28 protein-coding genes and 1 pseudogene are annotated in these 25412 nt (G+C 49.0%); 15 read left to right on the top strand and 14 right to left on the bottom strand.

Features of this window, described 5'->3' with window-relative positions:
• Nucleotides 1-67: 67 nt before the first annotated feature.
• The 3 genes from ACUVQO_RS01425 to ACUVQO_RS01415 all read left to right on the top strand — a co-directional run bounded on the left by ACUVQO_RS01425 (nt 68) and on the right by ACUVQO_RS01415 (nt 1689).
• On the top strand, nt 68-241 hold the full coding sequence (locus ACUVQO_RS01425) for a hypothetical protein (RefSeq protein WP_445924112.1): 174 nt from the start codon (nt 68-70) through the stop codon (nt 239-241).
• 118 nt (nt 242-359) lie between these two features.
• A complete protein-coding gene (locus ACUVQO_RS01420) occupies nt 360-767 on the top strand; it encodes a hypothetical protein (RefSeq protein WP_445924111.1) in 408 nt (135 codons plus the stop codon).
• 241 nt (nt 768-1008) lie between these two features.
• Complete coding sequence (locus ACUVQO_RS01415) at nt 1009-1689, top strand: hypothetical protein (RefSeq protein ID WP_445924110.1); 681 nt, start codon at nt 1009-1011, stop codon at nt 1687-1689.
• A gap of 106 nt (nt 1690-1795) precedes the next feature.
• Here the strand turns inward: ACUVQO_RS01415 and ACUVQO_RS01410 are convergent, their stop codons facing one another.
• From ACUVQO_RS01410 to ACUVQO_RS01380, 7 genes are all read right to left on the bottom strand, one after another.
• Nucleotides 1796-2290 (bottom strand): CRR6 family NdhI maturation factor, encoded by a 495-nt coding sequence (locus tag ACUVQO_RS01410; RefSeq protein WP_445924109.1) that lies wholly within the window; start codon nt 2288-2290, stop codon nt 1796-1798.
• Nucleotides 2291-2327: 37 nt separating this feature from the next.
• Nucleotides 2328-2840: a cyclase family protein gene (locus ACUVQO_RS01405; protein ID WP_445924108.1), complete on the bottom strand. Its 513-nt coding sequence runs from the start codon at nt 2838-2840 to the stop codon at nt 2328-2330.
• Nucleotides 2777-3031, bottom strand: a complete 255-nt coding sequence (locus ACUVQO_RS01400; RefSeq protein ID WP_445924107.1) for a cyclase family protein — start codon at nt 3029-3031, stop codon at nt 2777-2779. Before ACUVQO_RS01400 ends, ACUVQO_RS01405 begins: the two co-directional genes overlap by 64 nt.
• Nucleotides 3032-3043: 12 nt before the next feature.
• Nucleotides 3044-4678 carry an alpha-D-glucose phosphate-specific phosphoglucomutase gene (locus tag ACUVQO_RS01395; protein WP_445924106.1) on the bottom strand — a complete coding sequence of 545 codons (1635 nt, stop codon included), beginning with the start codon at nt 4676-4678 and terminating at the stop codon, nt 3044-3046.
• Between the two features lie 12 nt (nt 4679-4690).
• Nucleotides 4691-5206 (bottom strand): cyclic pyranopterin monophosphate synthase MoaC, encoded by a 516-nt coding sequence (gene moaC, locus ACUVQO_RS01390; RefSeq protein WP_445924105.1) that lies wholly within the window; start codon nt 5204-5206, stop codon nt 4691-4693.
• A 284-nt stretch (nt 5207-5490) separates the two neighbouring features.
• Nucleotides 5491-5844: a phospholipid-binding protein gene (locus tag ACUVQO_RS01385; RefSeq protein WP_445924104.1), complete on the bottom strand. Its 354-nt coding sequence runs from the start codon at nt 5842-5844 to the stop codon at nt 5491-5493.
• Between the two features lie 545 nt (nt 5845-6389).
• The gene (locus tag ACUVQO_RS01380; protein WP_445924103.1) at nt 6390-6764 is read right to left on the bottom strand and encodes an STAS domain-containing protein; all 375 of its coding nucleotides are present in this window, start codon (nt 6762-6764) and stop codon (nt 6390-6392) included.
• 370 nt (nt 6765-7134) lie between these two features.
• Between ACUVQO_RS01380 and ACUVQO_RS01375 the strand changes: the two genes are divergently transcribed.
• Nucleotides 7135-7797: a DedA family protein gene (locus ACUVQO_RS01375; protein ID WP_445924102.1), complete on the top strand. Its 663-nt coding sequence runs from the start codon at nt 7135-7137 to the stop codon at nt 7795-7797.
• Between the two features lie 67 nt (nt 7798-7864).
• On the opposite strand, the gene ACUVQO_RS01370 is transcribed toward ACUVQO_RS01375, so the two are convergent.
• From ACUVQO_RS01370 to ACUVQO_RS01360, 3 genes are all read right to left on the bottom strand, one after another.
• Nucleotides 7865-9268 carry a DUF4335 domain-containing protein gene (locus ACUVQO_RS01370; protein ID WP_445924101.1) on the bottom strand — a complete coding sequence of 468 codons (1404 nt, stop codon included), beginning with the start codon at nt 9266-9268 and terminating at the stop codon, nt 7865-7867.
• Between the two features lie 192 nt (nt 9269-9460).
• Complete coding sequence (locus ACUVQO_RS01365; RefSeq protein ID WP_445924100.1) at nt 9461-10144, bottom strand: DUF3038 domain-containing protein; 684 nt, start codon at nt 10142-10144, stop codon at nt 9461-9463.
• 124 nt (nt 10145-10268) lie between these two features.
• Entirely contained in the window at nt 10269-10967 is a 699-nt protein-coding gene (locus ACUVQO_RS01360) for a diacylglycerol/polyprenol kinase family protein (protein ID WP_445924099.1), read from the bottom strand.
• A 114-nt stretch (nt 10968-11081) separates the two neighbouring features.
• On the opposite strand from ACUVQO_RS01360, the gene ACUVQO_RS01355 reads away from it, so the two are divergent.
• Complete coding sequence (locus ACUVQO_RS01355) at nt 11082-11288, top strand: orange carotenoid protein N-terminal domain-containing protein (RefSeq protein WP_445924128.1); 207 nt, start codon at nt 11082-11084, stop codon at nt 11286-11288.
• On the opposite strand, the gene ACUVQO_RS01350 is transcribed toward ACUVQO_RS01355, so the two are convergent.
• The 3 genes from ACUVQO_RS01350 to ACUVQO_RS01340 all read right to left on the bottom strand — a co-directional run bounded on the left by ACUVQO_RS01350 (nt 11280) and on the right by ACUVQO_RS01340 (nt 14043).
• Nucleotides 11280-11921 (bottom strand): MarC family protein, encoded by a 642-nt coding sequence (locus ACUVQO_RS01350; protein WP_445924098.1) that lies wholly within the window; start codon nt 11919-11921, stop codon nt 11280-11282. The two genes, ACUVQO_RS01355 and ACUVQO_RS01350, sit on opposite strands and share 9 nt — an antisense overlap.
• Nucleotides 11922-12056: 135 nt before the next feature.
• On the bottom strand, nt 12057-13661 hold the full coding sequence (locus ACUVQO_RS01345; protein WP_445924097.1) for a peptide ligase PGM1-related protein: 1605 nt from the start codon (nt 13659-13661) through the stop codon (nt 12057-12059).
• A 163-nt stretch (nt 13662-13824) separates the two neighbouring features.
• Nucleotides 13825-14043: a hypothetical protein gene (locus ACUVQO_RS01340; RefSeq protein ID WP_445924096.1), complete on the bottom strand. Its 219-nt coding sequence runs from the start codon at nt 14041-14043 to the stop codon at nt 13825-13827.
• A gap of 279 nt (nt 14044-14322) precedes the next feature.
• On the opposite strand from ACUVQO_RS01340, the gene ACUVQO_RS01335 reads away from it, so the two are divergent.
• The 3 genes from ACUVQO_RS01335 (at nt 14323) to ACUVQO_RS01325 (ending at nt 16754) form a co-directional block, all read left to right on the top strand.
• Entirely contained in the window at nt 14323-14739 is a 417-nt protein-coding gene (locus ACUVQO_RS01335) for an Npun_F0494 family protein (protein ID WP_445924095.1), read from the top strand.
• 37 nt (nt 14740-14776) lie between these two features.
• Entirely contained in the window at nt 14777-16258 is a 1482-nt protein-coding gene (gene cobQ / locus ACUVQO_RS01330) for a cobyric acid synthase CobQ (protein WP_445924094.1), read from the top strand.
• A gap of 256 nt (nt 16259-16514) precedes the next feature.
• Nucleotides 16515-16754: a 2Fe-2S iron-sulfur cluster-binding protein gene (locus ACUVQO_RS01325; protein ID WP_445924093.1), complete on the top strand. Its 240-nt coding sequence runs from the start codon at nt 16515-16517 to the stop codon at nt 16752-16754.
• On the opposite strand, the gene ACUVQO_RS01320 is transcribed toward ACUVQO_RS01325, so the two are convergent.
• Nucleotides 16726-17865, bottom strand: a complete 1140-nt coding sequence (locus tag ACUVQO_RS01320) for a Glu/Leu/Phe/Val family dehydrogenase (protein WP_445924092.1) — start codon at nt 17863-17865, stop codon at nt 16726-16728. The genes ACUVQO_RS01325 and ACUVQO_RS01320 overlap by 29 nt on opposite strands.
• 178 nt (nt 17866-18043) lie before the next feature.
• On the opposite strand from ACUVQO_RS01320, the pseudogene ACUVQO_RS01315 reads away from it, so the two are divergent.
• The 7 genes and pseudogenes from ACUVQO_RS01315 to ACUVQO_RS01285 form a co-directional block, all read left to right on the top strand.
• Nucleotides 18044-18349, top strand: a pseudogene (locus ACUVQO_RS01315) (DUF4437 domain-containing protein); the annotation flags it as partial.
• A 102-nt stretch (nt 18350-18451) separates the two neighbouring features.
• Complete coding sequence (pgl, locus tag ACUVQO_RS01310) at nt 18452-19174, top strand: 6-phosphogluconolactonase (protein ID WP_445924091.1); 723 nt, start codon at nt 18452-18454, stop codon at nt 19172-19174.
• A 123-nt stretch (nt 19175-19297) separates the two neighbouring features.
• Nucleotides 19298-20059, top strand: coding sequence for an FHA domain-containing protein (locus ACUVQO_RS01305; protein ID WP_445924090.1), 762 nt, complete (start codon nt 19298-19300; stop codon nt 20057-20059).
• Between the two features lie 151 nt (nt 20060-20210).
• Nucleotides 20211-21575 (top strand): protein kinase domain-containing protein, encoded by a 1365-nt coding sequence (locus tag ACUVQO_RS01300; RefSeq protein WP_445924089.1) that lies wholly within the window; start codon nt 20211-20213, stop codon nt 21573-21575.
• Between the two features lie 210 nt (nt 21576-21785).
• Complete coding sequence (locus ACUVQO_RS01295) at nt 21786-23231, top strand: sensor histidine kinase (protein ID WP_445924088.1); 1446 nt, start codon at nt 21786-21788, stop codon at nt 23229-23231.
• A 119-nt stretch (nt 23232-23350) separates the two neighbouring features.
• Nucleotides 23351-24172, top strand: coding sequence for a 4-hydroxy-tetrahydrodipicolinate reductase (gene dapB / locus ACUVQO_RS01290; RefSeq protein ID WP_445924087.1), 822 nt, complete (start codon nt 23351-23353; stop codon nt 24170-24172).
• 344 nt (nt 24173-24516) lie between these two features.
• Nucleotides 24517-25407 carry a phosphate ABC transporter permease gene (locus ACUVQO_RS01285; protein ID WP_445924086.1) on the top strand — a complete coding sequence of 297 codons (891 nt, stop codon included), beginning with the start codon at nt 24517-24519 and terminating at the stop codon, nt 25405-25407.
• Nucleotides 25408-25412: the final 5 nt, after the last annotated feature.

The following is a 25412-nucleotide window of genomic DNA, read 5'->3' as shown; positions in this document are numbered from 1 at the left end:
GGGGTTCCTAACTTCATTTCAGGTTTAATAAAATTAACGTCGTGTAAATAATTCATCAGATGTTCTGATGACCTGGAACTTTATTTTTCTATTCCTCCTGTGTGATTCCGTGCCTGTGCTTGCTCGCCATGAAATGATTCAAATCAGTCTCTGCAACCATGACCGTGCTCGTACCTGGTACTGGTTCAAAAATAATCAAATTTTTCAACGCACTCTAATTCAGGAAAAACGTCTGGCTTAACGCTGCAATCCTGCGTATCTGCAAAATTTCCTCTTGCGTCCCAGGTTTTATATAGTACAAATGTACTTACTCGAGAGTACTACTGTTGTGTCCTAGAACAACAGACAGGAGGCTAGGTATGGAACGGAGGCTGGGTATGCAACATCGTTATCCTCGCAATGTAGGTGTGAAATATATGCTGGCAGGTGGTTCGGTCATTGCTGCTCTGGGATTGTTAATGGATTTTCGGGGGTTAATCCCCAACTTTGGGGCTGCCACTGAACGGTGTCAAGAAATTGTACAGGCCAAATCTGTCCTCTCCCGTGAACAACTTGCCCAGTTGCTGAGCGTGCCTGAAGGATCAAACAGGAACCAACTTCGCCAGATTATGAATGCTCCCTATTGCCGTTTATCCAATCTGGAAGTCAGAGCGGGGGTGACTGCTCAACGGGAAGCGTATCCCCTGGCCTTTGATCCGCAGACCTGGTTTGTTGTGTTGTACGAAGGGGATCAATACATCGGCTATTCGTTTAGCTTTCGACGTTAAACGATCGGGATAGGGAGTGATGAGGTAGTCCATAGCAGACCCTAACACCGGGGCACTTGACTTCAATCCCCCTGGTGCAACTGCCATCGCCTCAGCTTCCAGTGTTTCAGATACTGCCACCTCAGTCATCAACCCTTCTTCATCTGTCCCACTTTCTCCTTCGCCGCGCTCACCTTCCCCTCCACCCTCCTCCACCAAAGACCTCTTTGCCAATGGTTCTGATTCTCTGGTCGCCCGTGTTGTGGGAGCAGCAGAAGGAACTCGGAATCCCGACGGTTCTCCCACCAGTCTGTATGAAGGGCACCGGGATCCAGGCAATGGAGTCTGGAACCGGGGGACCTTCTCCTATCAATTTGGCAATACGGAAAATCTCTCGCCAGAAGAAGCAGATCAGCGGCAGATCGCTAAGATTAAGCGCATTTATGAATCCGTGTTGCGGCCTCGAGCACAGCAGCATGGCCTAGATCCCTTAACCCTGCTTGAAGAACTTAATGGCATTGATTTGATTAATCAGGCTCCTCGGGCGGTCACTGAATCGGGGGGATATATTGAGCGACTGGCGGAGGCGAAGCAGAAGAAGGGGTTATCTGGGGAGGAGGCAATTCTGGAGGCGCGGGTGTGGTCGTTCTGGGATCCGCAACGCAATGGCTGGGATGCTCCTGGATTGAGGGCGTATGATGACCTGGGTAAGGAAGCCAGTATTCGGCACGATCAGAAACGCCGCATGACTATGATTGATCGGGCGCTGGATGTGTATCAACAACAGTATGGGGCGATCGCCCAGACCCCACCTGCACCCCAGCCTCAGCCCCAAAAAATGGTAACTCAACAAACCCAGCCCCAATCTCAAACCCAGCCCCAATCTCAAAAGCGATCTGACCCGGCTCAGGTTGCCGATCTGATTATTTTCAACCACTCATGAATTGTTATCAATATTGCAGGAGCGGTGTATCTGTTATCAAGCTGCTGATTCAATTGATATGATGCATCTGATTCAGAATTAAGTTTCTTGTACTATGCCTGATTGCCTACAGTAACTCAAAGAAGGCATCATCAATTTCATACCCCAACAATTGGGTCATGGATTTCAGTCGAGAGTTGCCTGCAATACCTTGCGTTTTCAACCACTGGCCCAGTACAAATACCTTACTCATGACAAAAATTTCTAAAGCTTCAGGATTGAATTGAATTCCATCTCTGGGATGAAACTGGTGAGGAACCAGCATGGCTGCGTAACGAGCTAGTTCTCCCGCTTTCCAGTCCAGCAGCAAGGGAAGCCAGGGGTACGTGGCATCAAGGCGGACAAACCAGAGGCGAATTTCAGGAATTTCTGAGAGTTCTCTGGGGTCTTCCGGTTCTCTGGGAAAATCAATCTGAAACTGAAGCTGCTGTTCACAGGCAAGCAGATCACCTTTCTGCACCAGGGGATCCAGCACTGATCGGGCAGGAGATAGATCCAGAGTATGAAGTTGGTCAGCGTTGACTGCGATCGCGATCGTCATAGCAGAGTGGCCAGAAGACATTCAATAGAGATTTCCCTTCCCATCTTCTCATTGAACTTTACGGAACAAAAGCCAGCACAGATGCAGGAGAGCCAGAACCGTTTTGTAAAGGCAGGGGAGCAATTACCAGTTGAGTGCCAATTGCAGGCAATTGATCCAGATTGGTCAAACATTCCAGCACAATTCCCTGTTGGGCTAAAACCTGACGGTTTGTAGCAAAAGTCGTATCCAATCCACCATCTACTCCATGCGTATCAATACCAACACCTGCGATTGCCCGTTCTGCTAACAAAAACTGTGTCACTTCAGCACTGAATCTAGGAAAATGAGGAATCCCCTGATCATCCAAATTCAGAAACGTAACGGGATCTGACCACTTAGCCTGCCATCCAGTGTAGAGCAACACTACACATCCGGCAGGAATCTGGCTCTGGTGTTGTTCCCAAACATGAACGTCGCGATCGCGGAGACAATAATCTGGATGTTTTGCAGTCTGCTTCCGGATATCTATGACGACGGCTGGAACCACCAAAGATTCTGGTGTATAGGCATCAATCCCAACCCCATCCACAAAAAACTACTGGGTGCATTCATGTGCGTTGCGCTATGTTCCCCGATCGTCAGCCGTCGCACATAATATCCCTCTCGATCAATAGCAGCCACTGCCTCAAACTCAATCGAGGGATCTCCCTGCCACTGTGGAATAGCAGGATGGATGACATGACTGAGGGAAAGAATCTGGGAATAGGCGAAGGAAGGCATAGGAATCAGTAATTAAGTGATTACTGTTGGTTTTTTCATACCCGTGTAATGGTGAATCTGAGCCAAATCTTCAGCGATGTGAATTAAGTGCTTGAGAGCTACCTGTGGCTCGAGATTATAATTAGCAACCTTAGGTTCATAGCGTTCTAGATAAACTCGCAATGTCGAACCTTGAGTTCCGGTGCCGGAGAGACGGAAAACAATGCGAGAACCATTACTAAATCCAATGCGAATCCCTTGATTACGGATGATGCTGTAATCTACTGGATCGGTATAGCTAAAATCATCGCAATAAGTAACTTGATAATTACCAAGAAATTTTCCATTGAGAGTTTTGATGCTACTATACAAGTTTTCCATCAAAGCGTTGGCGCGATCGCTGTCTATCCCTTCATAATCATGACGAGAATAATAGTTGCGTCCATAGGTATGCCAGTGATGCTGGACAACTTCTTGAACCGATTGCTGACGAACAGCCAGAATATTCAGCCAAAATAATACCGCCCACAGACCATCTTTCTCTCGAATATGATTGGAACCTGTGCCAAAGCTCTCTTCGCCGCACAAGGTAATCCGGCCTGCATCCAGTAAATTGCCGAAAAATTTCCAGCCTGTTGGGGTTTCATAGCAATCAATTCCCATCTGGGCCGCCACCCGATCGCAAGCTTGACTGGTCGGCATGGAACGAGCGATTCCCGCCAGACCACTTCGATAGCCTGGCACCAGATGAGCATTTGCGGCTAGAATTGCCAGACTGTCACTGGGTGTAACAAAAAACCGTCGCCCCAAGATCATGTTGCGATCGCCATCTCCATCAGAAGCGGCTCCAAAATCGGGTGCGTGTTCTCCAAATAAGAGATTGACTAATTCGTGGGCATGCACAAGATTGGGATCGGGATGGCCACCGCCAAAGTCTTCCAGTGGTTCTCCATTGTGAACGGTACCTAGAGGCGCACCTAACCGTTGCTCGAATAAGCGGTGGGCATAGGGGCCAGTCACCGCATGAAGCGAATCCATCACCATGCGAAACCGACCATTAGTGAGTAATTCTCGGATGCGATCGAAATCAAACAACGACTCCATCAATTGAGCATAGTCATTCACCGGATCGATAATTTCTACCGTCATCGTATCCAGTCTGAAAACCCCCAACCGATCCAGATCCAGGTCTTCGATTTGCAAAATCTTGTAAGCAGAAATGGATTTGCTGCGAGCAAAAATAGCTGCCATCACCTGCTCTGGAGCTGGCCCACCGTTCTCAATGTTGTACTTAATGCCGAAGTCAGCCTGGGGACCACCAGGATTATGGCTGGCGGAAAGAATAATTCCTCCCAATGCCGCATACTTACGAATCAGGCAGGATGCTGCCGGAGTGGATAATATTCCACCTCGTCCCACCAGCACTCGCCCAAAGCCAGTCGCTGCCGCCATTTTCAGAATAATCTGAATCGCCTGTCGGTTATAGTAACGCCCATCCCCCCCAACCACTAACGTCTGTCCCTGCTTTTCAGACAGACTATCAAAAATGGCTTGCACAAAATTTTCCAGGTAATGAGGTTGCCGGAAACTAGATACTTTCTTACGCAAGCCAGAGGTTCCCGGTTTTTGATCGGCAAAGGGTCGAGTAGGAATAGTTTGAATAGGCATAGAACTCTTACCTCATACCTGATAGTCTCCTGACTTGCCCCCGGTTTTGCTGAGGAGGTGAATGTCTTCAATACAGATGGATTTTTCCAAAGCTTTGGCCATGTCATAGAGGGTGAGGGCGGCAATCGCAACAGCCGTCAGAGCTTCCATTTCCACTCCTGTTTCAGCTTTGGTTTTGACGGTAGCCTCAATCCGGTATCCCCGCTCATTGGCTTCGGGAAAGATTTGCACTTCTACTTTTTGAATGGGTAAGGGATGGCAGAGGGGAATCAAGCTGGCAGTTTGTTTGGCGGCCATAATTCCGGCCAATCGCGCAGTTCCCAAGACATCCCCTTTCGGGACATTACCAGTAGCGATCGCCGTGAAGGTTGCGGGAGCCATACGAACCCGTCCGACTGCCACAGCCTGCCGTACTGTGGCAGCTTTACCGGAAACGTCCACCATTTGCGCCTGTCCCTGATTATCCAGATGAGTCAGTGGCGGCACGCCTGTTTGAGAATTAGAATCAGAAAAAAGAGGTTGTGTCATTTCCGTCGTGAATCGTTTAAGAATCTGCAACCCCTGTCTTAAAAAAAGAGAATCAGTTGATGAAGGCTGAAAAAGTCTTCTGCTTAGCTACTTTAGCAGGAATATTATGCGGAGCAGGATCTGGACAACACCCCCAATTTGGGCAGATATATCGCTCTATCGTTCTATAGTCATAGAAAGATAGAAAAGCTTCAGCTACTCAGCATTGGAGTATGCTTCAGGAAATTCAAGTTGAGGGTAACCTTGGTTGGCCCTCAACCTGAATTTCCTCAACCTGAATTACTTTAAGTATTTAGCACAGTTTGCACGTCGGTTGCACCGTCTACGCCGAGGGCAGCTTGTTTGGCTTGTTGTAGAACCCCTTCTGCATCTGGATTATACTTCAACACCACTACACTGCCAGTTTGGGCAACCCAAAGACCGACATTATCAGAAATGTTGGCATCGTCCAGTGCTTTAGCGACCCACTTAGCCAGACCGCTCTCATCAAAATTACCATCCAGGCCAACCTTTTCCAGGGGAATGGACTGTTTGGCCGCAGACTCTTGCACAGATACTGGAGGAGCCGCAGCAGCTTTCTCCTCTTCATGTTTTCCAAATAACTTGCCTAAAAAAAACCATAGAGATATCTCCTTCAAAGGATCCAAAAACACTATGGCACTCTTTTAATTGGTAAAAGAGATTATTTAATATCTTTTCCACTTTCTTACTTCCTGTGAATTTCGCCTGATGTCTGCCTGTTGCAGCGATCAGTGCAGAACTCTTGCCTTAATTCACAGGAAAAACAAAGGTTGAGTCTACCCAATCTTGATATCAACCATTAATAATGGAGATGAACAGGATTACGTCTAAAATCAAGACAAAAATTTATGATGTACTCAATTAAGCACTCTTGATGAATAGTAAATTTACTTAGCTTGGTTGTTTTTCATACTACTAAGTTGACCTGATAAAAGCTCGATGGAGGTCTGAGATCATCTCAGCCAACTACTAAAAGCTCTCGACTGTTAGGAAGGATAATAAACTCACCACAAGCTCAGTCCATTACTTTGCATGATAGACTAGTTAAGAAATGGCTGCAACGGCACGCCACACTGATCCGAGCCACTCCCTTATTGCGGTGCTGCCCAAGCCAGGTAAATGTGAAGCACCTGAGCTAGTTCTGGTCATAGAAATGAAGAGTTCAGGCAGCCAGAGGGTTAACAGAAGCTAATACCTTAGTCTCGTCTGTGACGTTCAATGTATTCTCCAGATCAGTGACTGTATCAATAATTTCAAACACCTGATCCAGACGAGTAATTTCAAGAACCAACCTCACCGAAGGCTTAAGACGATGCAGCACTAAACGACTTTGTCGCTTATTAGCCAGGTGTAGCCCGGTAATCAAAGCACTTAGCCCTGCACTATCAATGAAATCAACCTGGGATAGATCTAAAATCCACAGTCCTTGAGGTGACTCTAATTGAGTCAATGTTTGGCTTAAAGCTTTGCCAGTTTCCAGGTCTAACTGGCCGGATAGTTGAATTAAAACAGCTTGATTATCGTGGTAGGCAATCATAAGTTTAAGTAGATAGTGTCAAGTTGATTCGACAAAACCACGCTTGATTCCCAAAATATTAAAGACAACTTCCTAGAAAAAAGTGCATCCTCCGTAACTTTACGGAATCTTTACTCCTTGCGTGTCTATTTGCAGGCTCAGCAATTTATTTGTAAAGAAAAACATCGGTTAGAGAGGCTGTCAATATCAGGGGGCTTCTCTTGTTGAAGCAGATTCAGGGTAGAAAGTGGATAAGTTTGAGAAACTGGCTTTTCTAAATCGTCTTGTATAAAAGTGGCCGGTCTTTATGTCCACTCTTTGGACGATTGACAGGTTTTTGTTTCCACGGCAAGATGGGGAGCAAAGGTGACGTTTTGTAAAGGCATTTTCCATGTCGTTGGATTTTATATCAACAGAGGCAATTGAGGAATTCGCTCAGCACTATGGCTACTGGGCTGTCTTTCTAGGGATTCTGCTAGAAAACATTGGCATCCCAATTCCAGGAGAAACAGTTACTCTAGCTGGGGGATTTTTAGCTGGCAATGACCAATTAAGTTACTGGTTAGTTTTGGGAAATGCAGTATTAGGGGCTACCCTAGGGGGCAATGTGGGCTACTGGGTAGGACGGTATGGAGGATGGCCTTTGCTGCTAGGGATCGGTCGCCTAGTTCGAGTAGAGGAAACCCGGTTAGTCGCTTTACGGGATCAATTCAGTGAAAATGCGACTAAAGCGGTATTTCTTGGTCGCTTTGTGGCCTTACTACGGATCTTTGCCAGTCCGCTCGCTGGAATTGCCCAAATGCCTTACCTCAAGTTCTTGCTCTACAACACGCTGGGTGCCTTAGCCTGGGCTGTTGTCATGGTTAGTTTGTCTTACTTTGCTGGACAATTTATTCCGCTGGATAAGCTCGTTACCTGGGCTAGCCAATTTGCACTGCTAACCTTACTGATTGTACTGGCCTGGTTAATTATTCCTTTTTGGCTAGAATCTCGTAAAGCTAAGCAAGAAGGGATCGTTGCCAATCCTCCGGAAGACAGCGCGGCAGGAAGCTGAAGAGAGTTTGAATTTTGAATTTTGGATGCTCTGTCCATTATTCGCTGGAACTCAGTGAGTACCCAACCTAAAACCCTTCTAAAAAAGTCTGAACCTGACCGTCTGGCTCCAGTACCAGGCGGATTTTTGCGTTTCTTCCATCTTTGATGGGAGAAACAAAGGGATCGCCTATCAAGGGCATCCCGGTACGATCGATATAATCTCCCGATGCTTGTTTTAAGGGCGTAATGCTTTCAATCGTGCCATTCGCATTAATCAGCAGACTGTATTCCAGGGTTTGAGTCAGTCCTTCCACAGGTTTCCAGTGTTGCTTGAAGTAATCTCTGGCTTCAGCGACCTGCGGAATGGTATCAAAGGCTGTCCCTGGCTGAGTGTTGTCACTCGGCTCTTTTAGTAAGGCTCCCCGGCGAGCTTGCTGAACACTGCTTTCAGAGGTATTCCGGGATGCAGAATCTGCCATTGAGGGGGCAGGGGCGATCGCAGTAGACTGAGAAGATTGAGGTTTTCCGGCTGCTGCCCCTGTAATGGGTTCCACTGACTGACTAATGATTGTGGGACGACTAGGAACCGGAACCGGATTAGACGCGATCGTGCCACCAGGCAACTGGCCAGGACTGGGACTGGGAGCAGCGCCCTTGGGTGTTGTGACAGTAGGCGCTCCGGGTTGATTGGGTACCAGCGATCCGGCGGGGGGAGGGGGAGGTAGGCGCTCGGCAGATAATACAGGAGGTGCGGCTTGATCTACCACTGCTGGGGGAAGCTGAGTTGCGATCCTTTGATCGGCACTACTGGCTCCCTCGCTGGAAACAGGTACTTGATTGGATTGCTTGGATGAGCCATCCAGTAATTTAATTGCTGATGTCGATAACCCAACAGCAAGCAGCGCTACAGCAGCAATTTGTGCCCAATTCCGGGGAAACCCAAACTTCTCAGAGCTTTGTAGTGTGGGGAGATCTAAAATGTCTGTTGCATACTCATCTAGCGCATTGGCCAGGTCAAACAATTGCAGCGTGCTCAAGTTTAATGTCGGCCCAGACTCCTCTGTAGCCAAACTCCCCAAAACCAATTCATGACTTAGCAGCCCTTTGGAGTGCAGGTCAATGCCCGTCTCATTAGTTGCCGTGGGGGGGGAGAGGGAGAGGGGGGGAGGAAGGGGATCTACCAGGGTCAAACTGGAGGAATTACTTTCTAGGGGTGGGGGATTGACAATCAGGGCGCTGGCTGGCTGCTCCAATAGATTTTGGACGTAAGTTGTCACGGCTTCACAGAGGGCTTCCAATTGGAAGCGATCGCCCTTTACGGTCACTTTCTTATCTTCTGCTAGCTTGAGATCGTCCAAACTCAGTTGGAAATGCAGATTTTTCACCACAGTCTGACCTGCCCAGCGAGATAAGGGTGAGGTTTCCGCCATGATCGCCAGTGTACAGGTGGGGGGGGTATATCGTCGCAAAACCGAGTGGGATTGAAACATGGACAGAGTTACAGAATTAAGAGTGAAGAGTTTTGAGGTGAGAGTTTTGAGTTTTAAGATCGGCCCCAGGCTGTTCACCATTCAGGCTGATTTTTTATTATTTTTAAACCAGGTTCAGCTAGAGACCGGTCATTTTCTTATCAGAAAAACGACAGTTCTGAACTTGGACAAAGTTTAACTTTTAACTCTTTACTATCCACCGCTCACCTCCGATTTGGTCTGAGTGCGATCGAGCAAAGCTAACCACAAGCGACGGGGGCCGTTGGGTGCGCTGTAAAATAGAAGATCGATCAAGAGTTTCAGAGCTAGGTCAGTTAAGGAAGTTTGAGCAACAGTTTCCCCATCCTCCATCCGTTCCTGGTAGGTATTACTGAAGGCATCTAGATAATCTCCTAGTAAAGAAACTTGATGCGGTTCCCGATTCTCTGCGGCAACTTGCTCCAATAACGCAACAGCCCGACGAATCAGCTCCTGGTGATTTTTTGCCAAATGGCAGCAAATCAAAACTAGGGCGCGAGCTTCTTCGACATCCAGTTTCTTGCGTCCTCCTTGCCCTTTGCGTAAGGGACTAGACTGCCGCAACCGCCAGAGGGCCACGCGATCAGCGACCACATTCTCTAATCCGAGGTCTGCTGCAGCCTGAAGCATGGCTTCTGAGCCAATTCCCGCTAGCGCTTCCAAAGCCAGCAACACCAGATCGAGTTGGGCTTTAATGTTGTCCAACTGCCTGGGATCAGGCGTAGTGGTCAGAGGAAGAGTCGTTTGGGACAGCTGAGAAGGCCGTTTAGCAGTGGATGGCATAGCTTCAGAATAGACAAAAAAGGTAAAGCAGGCAGAGCGGCTACCTGTATTGATACAAGACTCAGCGGTAGACAAGTTGTTTCCTGTTCTTCAGGCAAAATTAGCCAGGTCTTCGGTATCTTCTAATCTAAGTAAGATATAAGCCGACTTCATTTTTAGAATACTTGACTTGCTTCCCCACACCCTGTGCCTGACATAACTACGCCAGCCAGGAAACCAATAAAAAAGCTAGAGTAGCGCTGCCTAAAGGAACCGTCAAGTTATCAATTCCATATTTTGAAAAGGCTTCTAACCCAGTGGCGGCCAGCGCGATCGCGAAAGAAATCACCCAGGTTTGCCAGCTCGCACCCTGCACACTGAACAAGATTAAACTACTAATGGTATAGCTGATCAGAGCCATGGCCAGGGAGCCTTCCCAACTTTTCTTCATCCCCCAAAGGCTGTAGGGATGACGGCCAAACCGCTGACCTATAAGAGCCGCTAATCCATCTCCCCAGGTCATGATTAAGATCCCTAAAACCGCATAATAGGGCTGCTCCATTGGCCAGAACCAGGCAATTAAAACCCCAAAGCTGACGGCATAAAAAAAAGTTCCCAGGCTTTTGCGTCCGACTCCATTAATGCTGGACAAGATCGGCAAATGATAGGACAGGTAGGCGATCGCGCTGAACAGAATAGATGCAGCCACCCCCAACCAAGTCGGAACTTGCAGCCACCACGCTAACAGGATCACATTCCCGACCCCAATGTGAACCACCTTACGGACGACTTCGGGGCTGGCCTGGTGCGATCGCGATAAATACTCGGCGAGAAACCCCACACCTCCCAGCCAGATACCTACTACAGTTAGCTGTACCCAAAGGGAAAAAGGACTTTCAAGCCAAAGGGGTAAAGTCATGTAGAGCTAAATGATTTTTCTAAAACACTGTTTGCATTATTTCACCTTTATATCCGTCCAACAATTAGCGCTGGTCTGGTTTATTTACACTGAAATTAGGAGCATCGATTACTCCTGGCCCCCTCCGCCAGCAAGGTATCTCCTGAAATTGCAGAAGGATTGCTAAATCAGGTCAAAGAAATGTCCTTTGAAGAGCAATTACAAGTGCAACAGGATTTAGTGAATTGCAAGAATGGACTGATTAGCCGTGAGTACGCAGCATTGAGTGACCTAACAAAGCTGTTAGTGGCGATCGCATTGATTTCAAAGCGTTTATCTTAAGAGACTGGGTGCATTTTGCCGAAGCAGATCAAGTATGCCGTGTACCATCAGTTGAACTCCGATCGCCAGTACAAAAAATCCTAATACTCGATTCAAAACGCCCAGGCCATTACGACCCAACCGTTTGACTATTGGTTCTCCTAAAGCCAGCAGAAAGTAGAGAATCAGGGACAGCAATACAATTCCCAACACAACCCCCACCTCTCTGGGCCAACCGCGCGAATGAGCCGCCATCCCAATCACCACGCCGATCGCGCCCGGCCCACTGACTAACGGCATGGCCATGGGTGTAAACGAAATATCCTCCATTGCCATCGCTTCCTGGTGTTCGCGATCGGTGAGCCGCTTCTGTACTACCACCATCTCCCAGGCCGTGTGGCTGACGATCAACCCTCCGGCGATTTGCAGCGCTCCCAACGTAATGCCGAAAAAACTCAAAATGAACTGGCCCAGCACAAAAAAAGCACATAGAATTAAAGCAACATTGATGGCTGTAGAAAGAGCCTGTTTGCGTTGGAATTTGGGCGTGTCACCTTCAGTTAAGGTATAGAAAATTGGGATAGCCCCAATCGGATTAGTAATGGGGAACAGAGTGACCAGAGTTCCAGCAACTTGCGACAGAAGAACTTCCATAACACCTATCTTGCTAGTGATGCATGGGTTTGGAGGACTGGGCATCGGATTCATGCCAACGGAAGCGGTTGAGCATCCAGAACACCGCTCTGCATGATTATAGAGTCAACAAATCAAAATGCTTGCAAAGCTTTGCTAATAACCACCACTCCATAACATGGGCAACCGCATGCTTTCCTCAGAAAATACTTCTGGCGATCGGGTTTCTTCATCCATTGCATTCACCAGCTTGTTGTAGATATCCTCTGCCTGTTGAGGAGAATTGCCGATGCTGGTTAATCCGACCTTGCCGAATTCCGACAGGCAGCCCATCAGATGAAATACAGTGCCTGTTTCGGTACCCGTATCAAAATGCAACTGGTGATGGGCAATGATATCCATCAAATCATTGGGCAGTAACCCGCGATAGTGGTCTTTCTGCAAGTTGTCGGTGGCAATATAGTACTTGGGTCGTCCCTGCTGACTATAAAACAGGCCACTGGATACGTCATAGCGGCCATTGGTAAGGAATTTCAGAGTCATAAAGGGGTGAGTGGTGCCACCCTTACGCAGGTTGATCTCAATCGCCTGCATATCCCATTCTGGTTTATCATCCTGATTGGGTTGATGTACCGCGACAAAATCTACCCCAAATCGTTCAATCGCTCCTTTCTCCGCCAAACAGCGTCCTACCCTCATGCCTAGCTCCTGTAACTGCAGGCGATAGGCTGCATCCGCAGGAAAACGACAGCCCAGATAGATCTGACCACTGGGGCCACCCAGAATCTGGTCATGGGTGGATAGAATTTCGACTTCTCCCAAAGGAGTAATGCGGCCCTGCACACTGGGCGATCGCTTGTCTCCTTCTAGAAAGGCTTCTACGATCGCACCCAGTTCAGGAATGCGACTGCTAAACTTCTCCCAGGTTTCTCCCTTTGACTCAAATTGCAGACAATGGAAATGCTCGCTCACTGCATCCACCCGTGCCTGGTGAGAACCTTTTCCAGGAGCCACTTCTCGAATCGAGCGTAAGTCCAGCAAGGCATTGCCTTCACCCGAAAAGCCTTCATTGAGTTTGACCACCATCCGCCGCAGGTAGGGTTGCCGCTCCCATAATTCTGCCGCCGCTATCGCTAAATCGCTCACACTCCAAACAGACTCACTGCCATCGGGGTGAGGCACTTCGGCTTCGACAAAAATTTGTCGGCTCCCTCCCTTGGTTCCCCAAATCAGCAAATCGGGATCCAATGCATATAGCGGAATTCCCGTTCTGATCGACAACTCCCGTTCAGCATTGGTCGAGTTGTAGCAGATCATAAACGAGCAATTCGGGCGTACTGCCTGCCGAATCCGCTCAATCAGGCGAGGCCGATCAAGAATTTTCTGGCTCAGGGGATTTAAGGACGAATCGTAGGTGGAGAGCAGAAGCAGGCGATCGCGGGCATGGGAAAAGGGAATCCCCGGTAATAGTTGTAGGTAATAATCCACAATGCCTGGGTGCAGCGGTTGGGATGTGATATAAACCAGACGAGTCCGGGGATTACGCAATCGAATCAAGGAGAATAGCAAACGTTCTTCATAATGATGAAAGCCTTCAATTTTCTGAAGCTCTCGCTGGTCTAAACTCAGTGAAGGGATGACCACAATATCCACATCGCTGATATCCAGGGTTTCAACTGATCGCCAGAGATTCCGCAGTTGCTGCTGAAGCTGATGGAATTGCTCCACCGCTTTGGGAGAAAAAGCACAGGGGTTGTCCATAATCACCTGCCACGGCTCGATGAGCCTATTTAAGGAGATTCTACCCTTCCCCCCCAATTCTCAGGCTACAGGACTGTGCGACATCGGTTCAAGTGCGATTCCGGGCAGAGGTAAAGCTAACAAATTTTAATTTTTCATTTGCCTTTTTAATTCCGTGCAGTGGTTAGAGCATCTGCTCTTGATAGATGGATTGCAATAAACTCTCTAACTCGTCCTCCGAACAACACTCTAGTAACGTATGAAACATTTGTAATAACTTGGCAGCACTTTCTCCCAGGGGGGGACTGAGGCCCCAGACATCCTGCACCCAATCTGCCGGATTAGAATCATCAAAAATCAGCCGTTCGAGGAGTTGTTGAGCTTCTGTTCTAGAAATAGCCATAGGCCTAGCGCGATCGTGTATCGTTGCATTCCTCTAGATTTTATTTCACCAGATCATGCTTCCAACGGTCGAGGTCATGCCGAACGGGAAGAAATTGCCTAAGATATGGTTGGATGAAAAAATGATTAATTTTTTGCTCTGCCATTGGAGCCAATTTTGTCTGCTCTAAACCTTGTCCAAGTCCAGAACCATTGTTGTTTCTATAGGGAAATGACCGTTCTCTAGCTGGACTTGGCTCTGTTGTTCAACGTCCCTTATTGGTTATTTAGTTAAACTTCCATGACTGCACCCCCCCTGCCCAGTGTCTCTCCATCCATTCGGTATCCTCAAAAGACGGTATTGCGAGCAGAACGAGCCATGCGGTGTGCTCCTTTCCGCTTGCAACTCTATAAAACAATGGTGTGGCAAAGTGTTCCCTTATTGGCGATCGTCAATCTGGCAGGTGTGCAAAATCAATACACCTGCAAAGTGCTCTCAGAATTTGCAGTGGAAAATGAATTACTTTGGCTGATCCGGGTGGGTGTGCTGCGAAGAGAAGTAGATGGACAGGGGTTAACAGACAGTTTTAGAGTAACTCCCTTGGGTCGCCAAATTATTGACCAATGGCAGCAAGGGCTTGCATCAGAACTTGCCGCCCCTAGTTTGAGCGATCGTTTTTATAATGCCTTGAGCCGCTGGTTGGGAATTACCCTCTAAAAGGGTGACAGGTTAGTCAAAGTCTCTGGGGGTTTTCATGAAAGCCATGATGGTGGTGGGGACAACATCCCATGCAGGTAAATCATTACTCGCAACAGCAATCTGCCGCATTCTCAATCGTAAAGGGTGGCGGGTTGCCCCTTTCAAAGGACAGAACATGGCCCTGAATGCCTATGTTACTGGTAACGGTGGTGAAATTGGCCATGCTCAAGCCGTACAAGCCTGGGCCGCAGGGATTTTGCCAACGGTGGAAATGAACCCAATTCTGCTCAAACCTCAGGGGGATATGACCTCGCTGGTAATTCTCAAAGGGAAACCTGTTGGACGGATCAGCGCCGCAGATTATTATGAGCAGTTTTTTGAACCGGGCTGGCAGGCCATTGTCGAGTCGCTCAATCGCCTGTCAGAGGATTACGACATGCTGGTCTGTGAGGGGGCAGGCAGTCCAGCAGAAGTGAATCTGCAACACCGCGATTTGACTAATATGCGGGTGGCCAAGCATTTGAATGCCCCGACAATGCTGGTTGTAGATATCGATCGCGGGGGAGCCTTTGCCCATGTAGTTGGCACTCTGGAGTTACTGGAGCCAGAGGAACGGGCATTGATTAAAGGGATTGTGATTAACAAGTTCCGGGGACAGCGATCGCTGTTACAGTCCGGCATTGAGTGGCTAGAAGCCCGCACAGGCATTCCCGTAGTGGGTGTCATTCCCTGGCTGGATCAGGCATTTCCAGCAGAAGATTCCTTAAGCTTGATGGAACTGCGATCGAGCAACTCCACCAGCGATATCAACATCGCTGTCATCCGGTTGCCACGCATCTCTAACTTCACCGACTTTGACCCCCTAGAAGCAGAACCCACTGTTTCCGTGAAATACATCAGCCCCAAGCCGCCCCTTGGTCATCCTGATGCCGTGATTATTCCGGGTTCCAAAACTACCATCCCCGACCTGATTGTGTTACATCGCACTGGCATGGCCGAAGAGATCCAGAACTACATTGCAGCCGGAGGAACAGTTTTAGGCATTTGTGGTGGCTTTCAAATGCTAGGTAAGATTCTCGCTGATCCAGAAGGCATCGAAGGGCAAGAAGGCCGTTACAAGGGACTGGGTCTATTCCCCATCAAAACTGTGATTGCAGGGCAGCGAGTGGCACGACAACGAAGCGTAACCTCCAACTTTCCTCAAGAAGGTCTGCCGGTTACGGGTTACGAAATCCATCAAGGTCGCTCCCGATTAATGGAAGATGCCACCGGAACCAGTTTTCTATTTGATGATCCTAGTCTGGGTCTGGTGGATACTGGACAATCGGTATGGGGAACCTATCTGCATGGCATTTTTGATAATGGCCCCTGGCGACGAGCCTGGTTGAACCATTTGCGGCAACAACGTGGACTCAAATCCTTGCCGACTGGGGTATCCAATTATCGGGAACAACGCGAAATGATGCTGGATACGCTAGCCGATCTGGTAGAACCCCACCTAAATCTAGCTCCCTTCTTGCCACCGGAGGAGTCATAATGGGAGACGCTTGAAACCAAAGCCGATTAGAGAACTGGAGTATTTCCATCAGAGAAACTACAGGTTTGAACGGGGACGACGGTTTAAAACAAAATAAGCGCAGCTTAGAAAACCTAGCGCGCTTAATCCCTAACCCTTTCGGTGCAACGTACCCGTTTGTCCTTGATTCATACAGTAAAGGCTAAGTTTAAGAAACGGTCCTCCGTTTAGATATTCTTTAGGATCCTCTTAACTAATAGTTACGACCTGTTTGGCTATGGCTGTTCGCATTCAATTTTTACCGGATGACATCACGATCGAGGCAGAAGCAGGAGAACCCCTTCTACAGGTCGCTCACCGCGCTGGCATCACCATTCCCACCGGCTGCCTGATGGGATCCTGCCACGCCTGCGAAGTCGAACTAGATGGCGGCGAAACCATTTGCAGCTGTATCAGTAGCGTCCCCCCTGGACGATCGCACCTGACGGTCAATCTGTTCTCGGATCCAAGCTGGTAAACTGTTTGCTATGTCCGTTCAGGTAATAATCTCTCGTTCCTTTGGTGCTGATGGCTTCCCCCAGACGACTGATCGCATGAATATAGGCAGCGGTTCGCAGAGGAACGGTAAGGTCACGGGCGATCGCCCAAATGTGTTCGGCTTCTTCCACAATCCGGCTTTTCAGGCGTTGATTCACTTCCTCCAGAGACCAATACAGGCCGCTGCGGTTTTGTACCCACTCAAAGTAGCTAACCGTTACCCCGCCTGCATTTACCAGAATATCGGGAAAGACGTAAATTCCTTGTGATTCCAAAATTTTGTCGGCGCCAGAGGTCGTCGGACCGTTGGCCACCTCAAAAATAAGTTTTGCTTTGATATCAGGAGCGTTGACCTCAGTAATTTGATTCTCCAGGGCAGCAGGAATCAGCACGTCTACATCTAGCTTCAGCAACTCCTCGTTCGTCAGCAAATCATAATCCTTGGTTTCACACACGCTGCCATCACAGTAAGGCTCCTGGATGCCGCGAGTGGCTTGTTTCCGTCGCCATACACTGGGAATATCCAGGCCCTGTTTCGCATAAACGCCCCCTTTTGAATCACTGACAGCCACAACCTGATAGCCTGCGGCAAACATCAGTTTGGCCAGAATGCCTCCTGCATTGCCAAATCCCTGGATAGCCACGGTGGTGGCTTGTGGTACCTGATCAAATTTGGGCAGCATCGCTTCAATGACAAAATAAGCTCCCATGGCTGTTGCTGCTTCCCGTCCCAGGCTGCCCCCCATACTAATCGGCTTGCCCGTGACTACAGCAGGACAAATGTGACGACGAATGATGTTGTATTCGTCCATCATCCAGCCCATGATCATCGAGTTGGTGTAGACATCCGGGGCCAGAATATCCACATCGGGGCCGATGAAGTCGGCGATCGCATCAATATACCCCCGGCTTAACCGCTCCAACTCCATCCGGGATAGTGCTTTAGGATTCACCGTAATGCCGCCCTTGGCTCCGCCAAACGGTAGTCCCAGGGCTGCACACTTAAACGTCATCCAGAACGCCAGGGATTGCACTTTACCCATCGAAACCTTGGGATGGTAACGAACCCCCCCTTTCCTGGGCCGCTTCATTCCAGCAGGAGTTAGGGTTGGCCCCTGGAAAGTTCTAGATGATCAGGCGGCAGAAATTCTGTGGATGGAAAACAATTGTCTTCAGTATCAGGATTTACCAAACCACCCAAAGGCAAAAATGGGTGAATTTATTCCTGTGCTAGACAGCAAATTGCTGCCCTAGGGCAAAACAGACACAACGCAGTTTGTTGAATCGAGCAAGAAGTGGCTGAGAAAAGCGGTGAATGGTGGTGGAGTATGGCTACTCAACCTCTTGCCTCACTATGACGGCAAGCAGGCCATGATTCAGTCTTATAACGAAGAGGACTATTGTCTGACGGGATGCCTCAAGCTTGGGGAATACCGATTCACTAAGGATCACTTTGGCTATTGTCCTAGCTTTAGTACGCTTCCCAGACACATCTCAGAAGAGGGAGGTTTATTCTTCGTTCGAGTTGATAGAGATTTATCCCAATCTGGAACTGTTTTGTCCTATGCCGATTAACTCAAAACTCAGCACTCAAACCTGAAGACTCTATCCCATCGCTTTTGCTCATTTCTCAGGGCCTGTGGTCTAATGTCCCTAGTCCTTCCATCATTCAACTGCATGAACAAAGTTGTTGAAGTATTACCGGACAAAGAAGCCTTAATCCAACGATCGCTGGAATTGGTGCTTACCAAAATGCAGGCAGCGATCACTCAGCGGGGACTCTGCACGATCGCGTTATCGGGAGGCAGTACTCCCAAACCCCTATACGAAAAAATTGCTCAACAAAATCTGCCCTGGGACAAAATTCATGTGTTTTGGGGAGATGAACGCTACGTTCCCCCCACCCATCCCGACAGCAACGAGAGGATGGCGCGACAAGCCTGGTTGGATCAAGTTCCGATGCCGCCTAGCAATATTCACCCCATGCCAACCGGTTCAGGCGATCCCGCCCAGGATGCCAACCAGTATGAAGTCGATTTACAGGCATTCTTCCAGCTTCAACCGGGTGAATTTCCGACTCTGGATATTATTCTTCTGGGCATGGGAGATGATGGCCACACGGCTTCTCTATTCCCTCATACCGATGCTTTACAGGTGCGCGATCGCCTGATTACCGTGGGCAATAAAGACGGCCAACCCCGGCTGACATTTACGGCTCCTCTGATCAATCAAGCTCGGACGGTCATCTTTGTGGTGGCTGGAGCCAGTAAGCGTCCCGCCCTTGCTCAAGTGTTTGCCGATGTTGCAGACAACAGTCAGTATCCCTCACGCTTAATCCAGCCGCAGGGAGAGCTTTGGTGGCTGTTGGATCAGGCTGCAGGAGAAGGGATACAGGGGTAGGGGGATGGTACTGGTCATTGGTCATTCGTCCTTCGCAAAAGACAAAGGATAAACAACTTCAAACTGGACACAGTTGCAGGTTAAAGATTCACCTATGATGGTGCTGAGTGATGGAATGAGTCTATGATTGTCTGCCCTAATTGCAATCATCAAAACCCTGATGGTGCGGTTCAGTGTGAGGCCTGTTATACCCCTCTGCCTGCAACAATGGCCTGTCCCAATTGTGGAGCAACGGTTCAGGCAGATGCTAGCTTTTGTGGTCAATGTGGGTTTGATCTGCGATCGCTGGCTAGTACTCCGGCGGCGGCTACTCCCGCAGAATCTGGAATTCCCCCTGTTGCAGTTGATATTCCAGAACTCGTGCCTCCCGAACCTCTGGTTGCCCCAGAACCTGTAGCCTTTGACCCCAAAGCGACTGTTCCATCCCATCCCATCCTATCCTATCCCGATCTTGAAGAATCTACGCCTGCAGCTAAGCCTGTGGTAGCGGCCACTCCTCCTGCACCAGCCTCAACGTCGGCTTCGGGGACGGCTGGCCTGAGAACTCAACTGCAACAGCAAACGGTTCGGCTGCTGCATGTTCAAACCAATACGATCGTGGAGTTGCCTCAAGGATTATCGGTGATTCACATTGGTAAACCCAACGATCGCATTCCACCTGACCTGGATGTGTCAGGATTTCCTAACTCGGAGATTGTTTCGCGCATCCATGCCGATATTCGGATTGAGGGAGATGCTTACTATATTGAGGATGTAGGCAGTTCTAATGGTACCTATATTAATAACCTACCGTTGTCGATCGGCAATCGCCATCGGCTTAGACCGGGCGATCGCATTGCGTTAGGGAAGGGAGATAAAGTCTCCTTTCTGTTTCAGCTTTCTTAGAACAGACAAATGTTAGCTTAGGTTAAGACATGATCCGAGAAGCTTGTGTCCTTCTCAACAGTCTTCCGGCTCGTCATCGTAAAAATCTAGTTTCCATCTCAGAGTTGGGCTACACGTTGTCAGTGTGATTACTCTAACCCTCTTGCATCCCATGCAGTCAATTCCTGTTCAAAGCTGGACGTTTGAACAGGAGCCTGTCATTCGGATTGGGCGATCGACCAATAATCACGTCATTCTTTATAGCGCTGTGGTTTCCAGACATCATGTGGAAATCCGCAAGGTCGATCGGGGCTGGGAAATTGTGAACCTAGGAGCGAACGGTACTTATCTGGAGGGCCGACGCATTACTCAAGTCCCGGTTCAGGATGGGGTAATTATCCGACTGGCACGCTCTGGCCCCAATATTCAAATTCACCTGGGAATTCCAGAATCTGAAGCAGTGCGTGGGTTATTAGGCGAAAAAACAGTGGGTCAGGTAAAAGCGGCTCGCTCTGATGTCCCTGGTGCCGTCTCAGATGGGAATGCTGCGCTTCATCTTGATCTGGCTCAACCTCCCACGCAGGCCGTAGCGGATGAGCCTGACAAAACCCAACACCCTACTGACTCCGACTCTCCTGAGGTTGCATCATCACAGAGCGCGGTGACTGCGGCTAATAACGCCATCAGTCTATCGGATTGTTGCCAGCAATATGTTGGCTCTGACTATCTCTTTTGTTTGACCTGTGGCAAGCCTTTACAGGTCATTGCAACCATTGGAGATTATCAAGTTCTTAAAACACTGGAAGAGCGAGACGTTGACCTGATCCAACTGGCATGGCGAGATGGACAAACCTTGCTTCTGATCACAGTTAGTTCTGACTGGGTTGGGCATTCAGAAGTCGCAGAATTATTTGCCCAGGAAGCAGAACATCTGATGTCGATTAACCATCCAGCTTTACCCCATTTTGTCGATCGGTTTGTCCTGAAAGAGCAGCCCTATCTGGTGATGCAGCCCGTTTACGGCAAAACCCTGCATCAGTTTGTTTTAGAGCAGGGGCCACTGGACATTAACGAGGCGATCGCCATTGTCCTCCAAATCTGTGATGCCTTGAATTATCTGCATCACCAACCCGTGCCAATCATTCATCAGACCATTCAACCGACCCATGTGATTCGGCGTTCTCATGCTGCATCTGCCGCCATTACTCTGGTTGGTCTTACCCCCTATCGCAGTTTAGAGGCCAGTCTGCATTACAATTCCGCTGGCTATATGGCTCCTGAACAAAAGCAAGGCCAGGTCTGTCCCGCCACAGATCTGTATGCGATCGCGCCTACCCTGGTTTACTTGCTGACGGGCAAGGAGCCAGCTAACTTCTACGCCCAGCGAGAACAAGGATATCGCTTCTATCCAGAATATATTCCTGGCCTGCCCTCAACTCTTGTTCCTATTCTTCGCAAGCTGGCCAATCCCCAACCTGAAGAGCGCTTTAGTAGTGCTCAGGAACTGGCAGAAGTACTCCGCAATGTGGCTCATTAGGATGGCACGAGGCACAAGATAAATATTTTTTGGGCAGTCTGAATAAGGGATAATATTATAATTCCTGCCGTGCAACTTAAGATTTTCAAAACGCACAGGATTTTAAACCGAGTCTAGCTAGAGAACGGTCATTTTCCGATCAGAGAAACTACGGTTCTGAACTTGGACAAGGTTTATATCCCTACTGACCAAATACGATTCAGAGCTGGTATGCGCGTGTTCACTCAATCTTGCCAGTTGTCTCCAGATCCAGTTTTAGCTGAAGGGAGTAATGAAGCTCTCCATCTGGAGTCTGTGCTTCAGGATTTGCCACTTTACTCCTTTGCGATTGAACTGGATAATCTGGGATCCCAACTCGCTCAGGTGTTTGAGCAATGGCCTCTGTTACCTGGTGCCTTGCTGATCGATCGCGGAACGGTCGTCGGTTTACTCTCCCGGCACCGCTTTCTGGAATATCTGATTCGTCCCCAGGGATTCGACCTGTTTCTGACACAACCCCTGCGAATACTACACAGCTACGCCCGCTGCCAATGGTTGTTACTACCAGGCGAAACGCCGATTTTAGCCGCCGCCCAACAAGCCCTGCGGCGATCGCCCGATTTGCTGGGGGAGCCGATTGTCGTCCAGGTCAATCAGTCCTACTGCTTACTGGATGTTCACGAACTCAACATTGCCCACTGGCAAATTCGCGGCATTGAAACTCAGGTGCGGTATGAACGCACCCAGGCCCAACTGATTCAGAGCGACAAAATGGCGAATCTGGGCCGATTGGTGGATGGAGTCGCCCATGAAATTTTGGAGCCAGTCAGTTTCATCTGGGGTAACTTGAGCCACATTGCCACCTATAGTCAAAGATTACTGGAGCTATTAGCCGCCTACGATCGTGCCGTCCCGGATCTGCCCACTGAGTTAGCTGAACTGCGAGCCGAATTAGAACTGGATTATCTCCAGCAAGATTTGCCCCAAGCGATCGCGAGTGTCAAGACGGGGGCAGAGCGCCTTTCCAAACTGGCGACCAGTCTGCAAAACTTTTGCCACATTGATGAGGTGTATCCCAAACCTACCGATCTGCATGAGTTAATCGATAGCATTCTGCTGCTCCTTAAAAGCCGATTAAAAAGCGAAATCCAGATTATTAAACACTACGGTCATTTGCCTCCCGTCCCCTGCTACCCTGGTCAACTGAATCAGGTATTCATGAACATTCTTAGCCGTTCCTTAGATACTTTGCTCAATCAAGCCGTCAGCCAGCAACTGGATCTGGAACTGAAGGTGAATCGTAACCAGGCAGGAAAATCTACACCAGCCTGCAAACCTGCGATCGCCATTATCAGTCGCGTTTGTTCTCTAGAGTCCAGTTCAGATCAGGATCGCCGCTGGGTGGCCATTTGCATTGCCGACAATGGCCCTGGCTTATCTACCGAAACTCAGCAAGAACTGGAAGAATCTTTTTCGGTCAAACGACGCGCCGAAAAAGAAACCAGTCTGGCAGTCAGTTATCAAATCATAACGGCCAAGCACGGGGGGCAGTTTCGCGTGCGATCACGGGGTCTGACCTTAGGGCAACCGTCTCAAGTCAGTCATTCGCTTCCTTCCATCCCTGAACTGGATGGTCAGACTGGCACCGTATTTGAAATCTGGCTACCACTGACGTGACCTGTTTCGTGCGACCTATTTCGGAGAAATGTTCCGCCAGAATGGCTTTACTTGGGCAGGGTTTATTTCCCGTAGAATACCAAAGGTCAGATTCTAAACAATTACTTTGGTAGCAAACTATGGCAGGCTCTATCCCGGTGTTGGTGAACGGTGCAGCAGGCAAAATGGGGCGGGAGGTGATCAAGGCCGTCGCTCAAGCTGAAGATATGACTCTGATGGGAGCCGTAGACCGTAACCCAGAGTACCTCGGCCAGGATGCTGGTGAGTTGGCTGGATGTGGCCCCTTAGAAGTTCCAATTACCAACGATTTTCAACCCATGCTGGCGCTTGTATCCCAGGAAAAGGAAGCAGGGGTGATGGTGGACTTTACCCATCCAGATTCGGTCTATGACAATATCCGCTCTGCGATCGCCTACGGGGTGCGGCCCGTGGTCGGAACGACAGGACTTAGCCCAGAGCAGATTCAGGATTTAGCAGACTTTGCCGATAAAGCCAGTACGGGCTGTCTGTTGATTCCTAACTTTTCGATCGGTATGGTGCTCCTCCAGCAGGCTGCCATCCAGGCATCTCAATATTTCGACCATGTGGAAATCATCGAACTCCACCACAACCAGAAAGCGGATGCTCCCAGTGGTACTGCGATTCAAACAGCACAAATGCTGGCTGAGATGGGAAAAACGTTCAATCCCAAAATTGTCGAAGAAACAGAAAAAATTCCTGGTGCCAGGGGAAGTACAGTTGGAGATGGCATTCGGATTCATAGCGTTCGGCTCCCTGGCTTAATTGCCCATCAGGAGGTGATATTTGGTGCAGCAGGGCAGATCTACACCTTGCGCCATGACACTAGCGATCGGGCCTGCTACATGCCTGGTGTCCTCCTGGCCATTCGCAAAGTCCGCCAGTTGAAAACACTGGTTTATGGGTTGGAGAAAATCTTGTAGAGACGTTCCGCTGGAACGTCTCTACGGAATCCTATCCACCATCCAAAAATTTGCAAAAAAATTGCCTGACCCTTTAAAGCCCCCAGGGTCAGGCAGTCTACTTGTAAGGACGCTTTCCTATACGAAAAAACTAAACCAACATAGTTGCCCCCTAGTTGTTTAGCTCTTCCGAGTGCGTTCCTCAGATGTACATTAATTTTGCTTTATTTTCGCGATAGATCAATCCGAAATTACTCGTAATGTGATTTTTTTCAAAAAAATTCTCCGTTTTTAGAGTACCAAAGGACGTTTTTGTCCTGTACGACATCAGACAGAAACCGTCAGGCAGTGCTAGGCTGAACAGTATGTTAACTCCTCTGACTCGCAAAGCATTTGAACAACTCGTTCCAGCAGTAGCTACAGGAGCGCAATATGCCTATTGTTGGGGAAAGCTGCCAGATTTACTCAGCCGCGTACTAATCTCAGTAGTCGGAATGTTTGCTGTGCTATTGGTGCGGCTGCTAATTCTCCAGGAAGGATTTGATGAGATTCTCCTGACAATTGGGATTACGGTAGGACTGTACTGGCTCTGGGGGCCTGTGTTATGGGCCAGCCTGCGGAACCGGGAATATCGTAAATATGGCTATTGTGGCTTCTGGCAAGGTAAGGTGCTGGATGTCTTCATCTCAGAAGAATTAGTTGGGACAGAAGAAACTGTCAACAAACGGGGCGATCTGGTGGTGGTAGAGAACCGAGAACGCTGTCTGAACTTGGTCGTAGGAGATGAAAGTGGTTTTTCTACAGAACTGCGTGTACCGTTGAAACGGAGTCATCGAGCGATCGACATCGGCGATCATGCCGAAATGCTGGTGTTCTCGAATCGGGGAGATCTGGGCCGCATTGCCCGCACTTCAGATATTTACTTGCCCGATCACAATCTTTGGGTGAGTGACTATCCTGCCGTGCAACGAGAGGCGTTTGTGGAGATCAGCCGTCGCCTGGATACCTATCAACCAGTGGATGAACCGCTTCCCAGAACAGCACGACCAGCCCAGAAGCGAACTCCCAGAACCTCAGCCGCATCTAAACCTTCCAGTTCCAGTTCTTTCCTGACTAGACGAGATGATAGCCGCTCACGCGAGTTCGTTAACCCAGGCAGATCAGACTGGGAGTATGACCAGGATGAAGAGCCGTTTGATCAAGACCGCGATCGTCCCAGCCGGCCATCCCGTCGTCGCCCCAAAACCGATTGGTAGAGACA

The organism is Leptodesmis sp. (genome assembly GCF_052746595.1).
The sequence above is the reverse complement of the archived record's forward strand: the minus strand, read 5'-3'. Positions and strand labels throughout refer to the sequence as shown.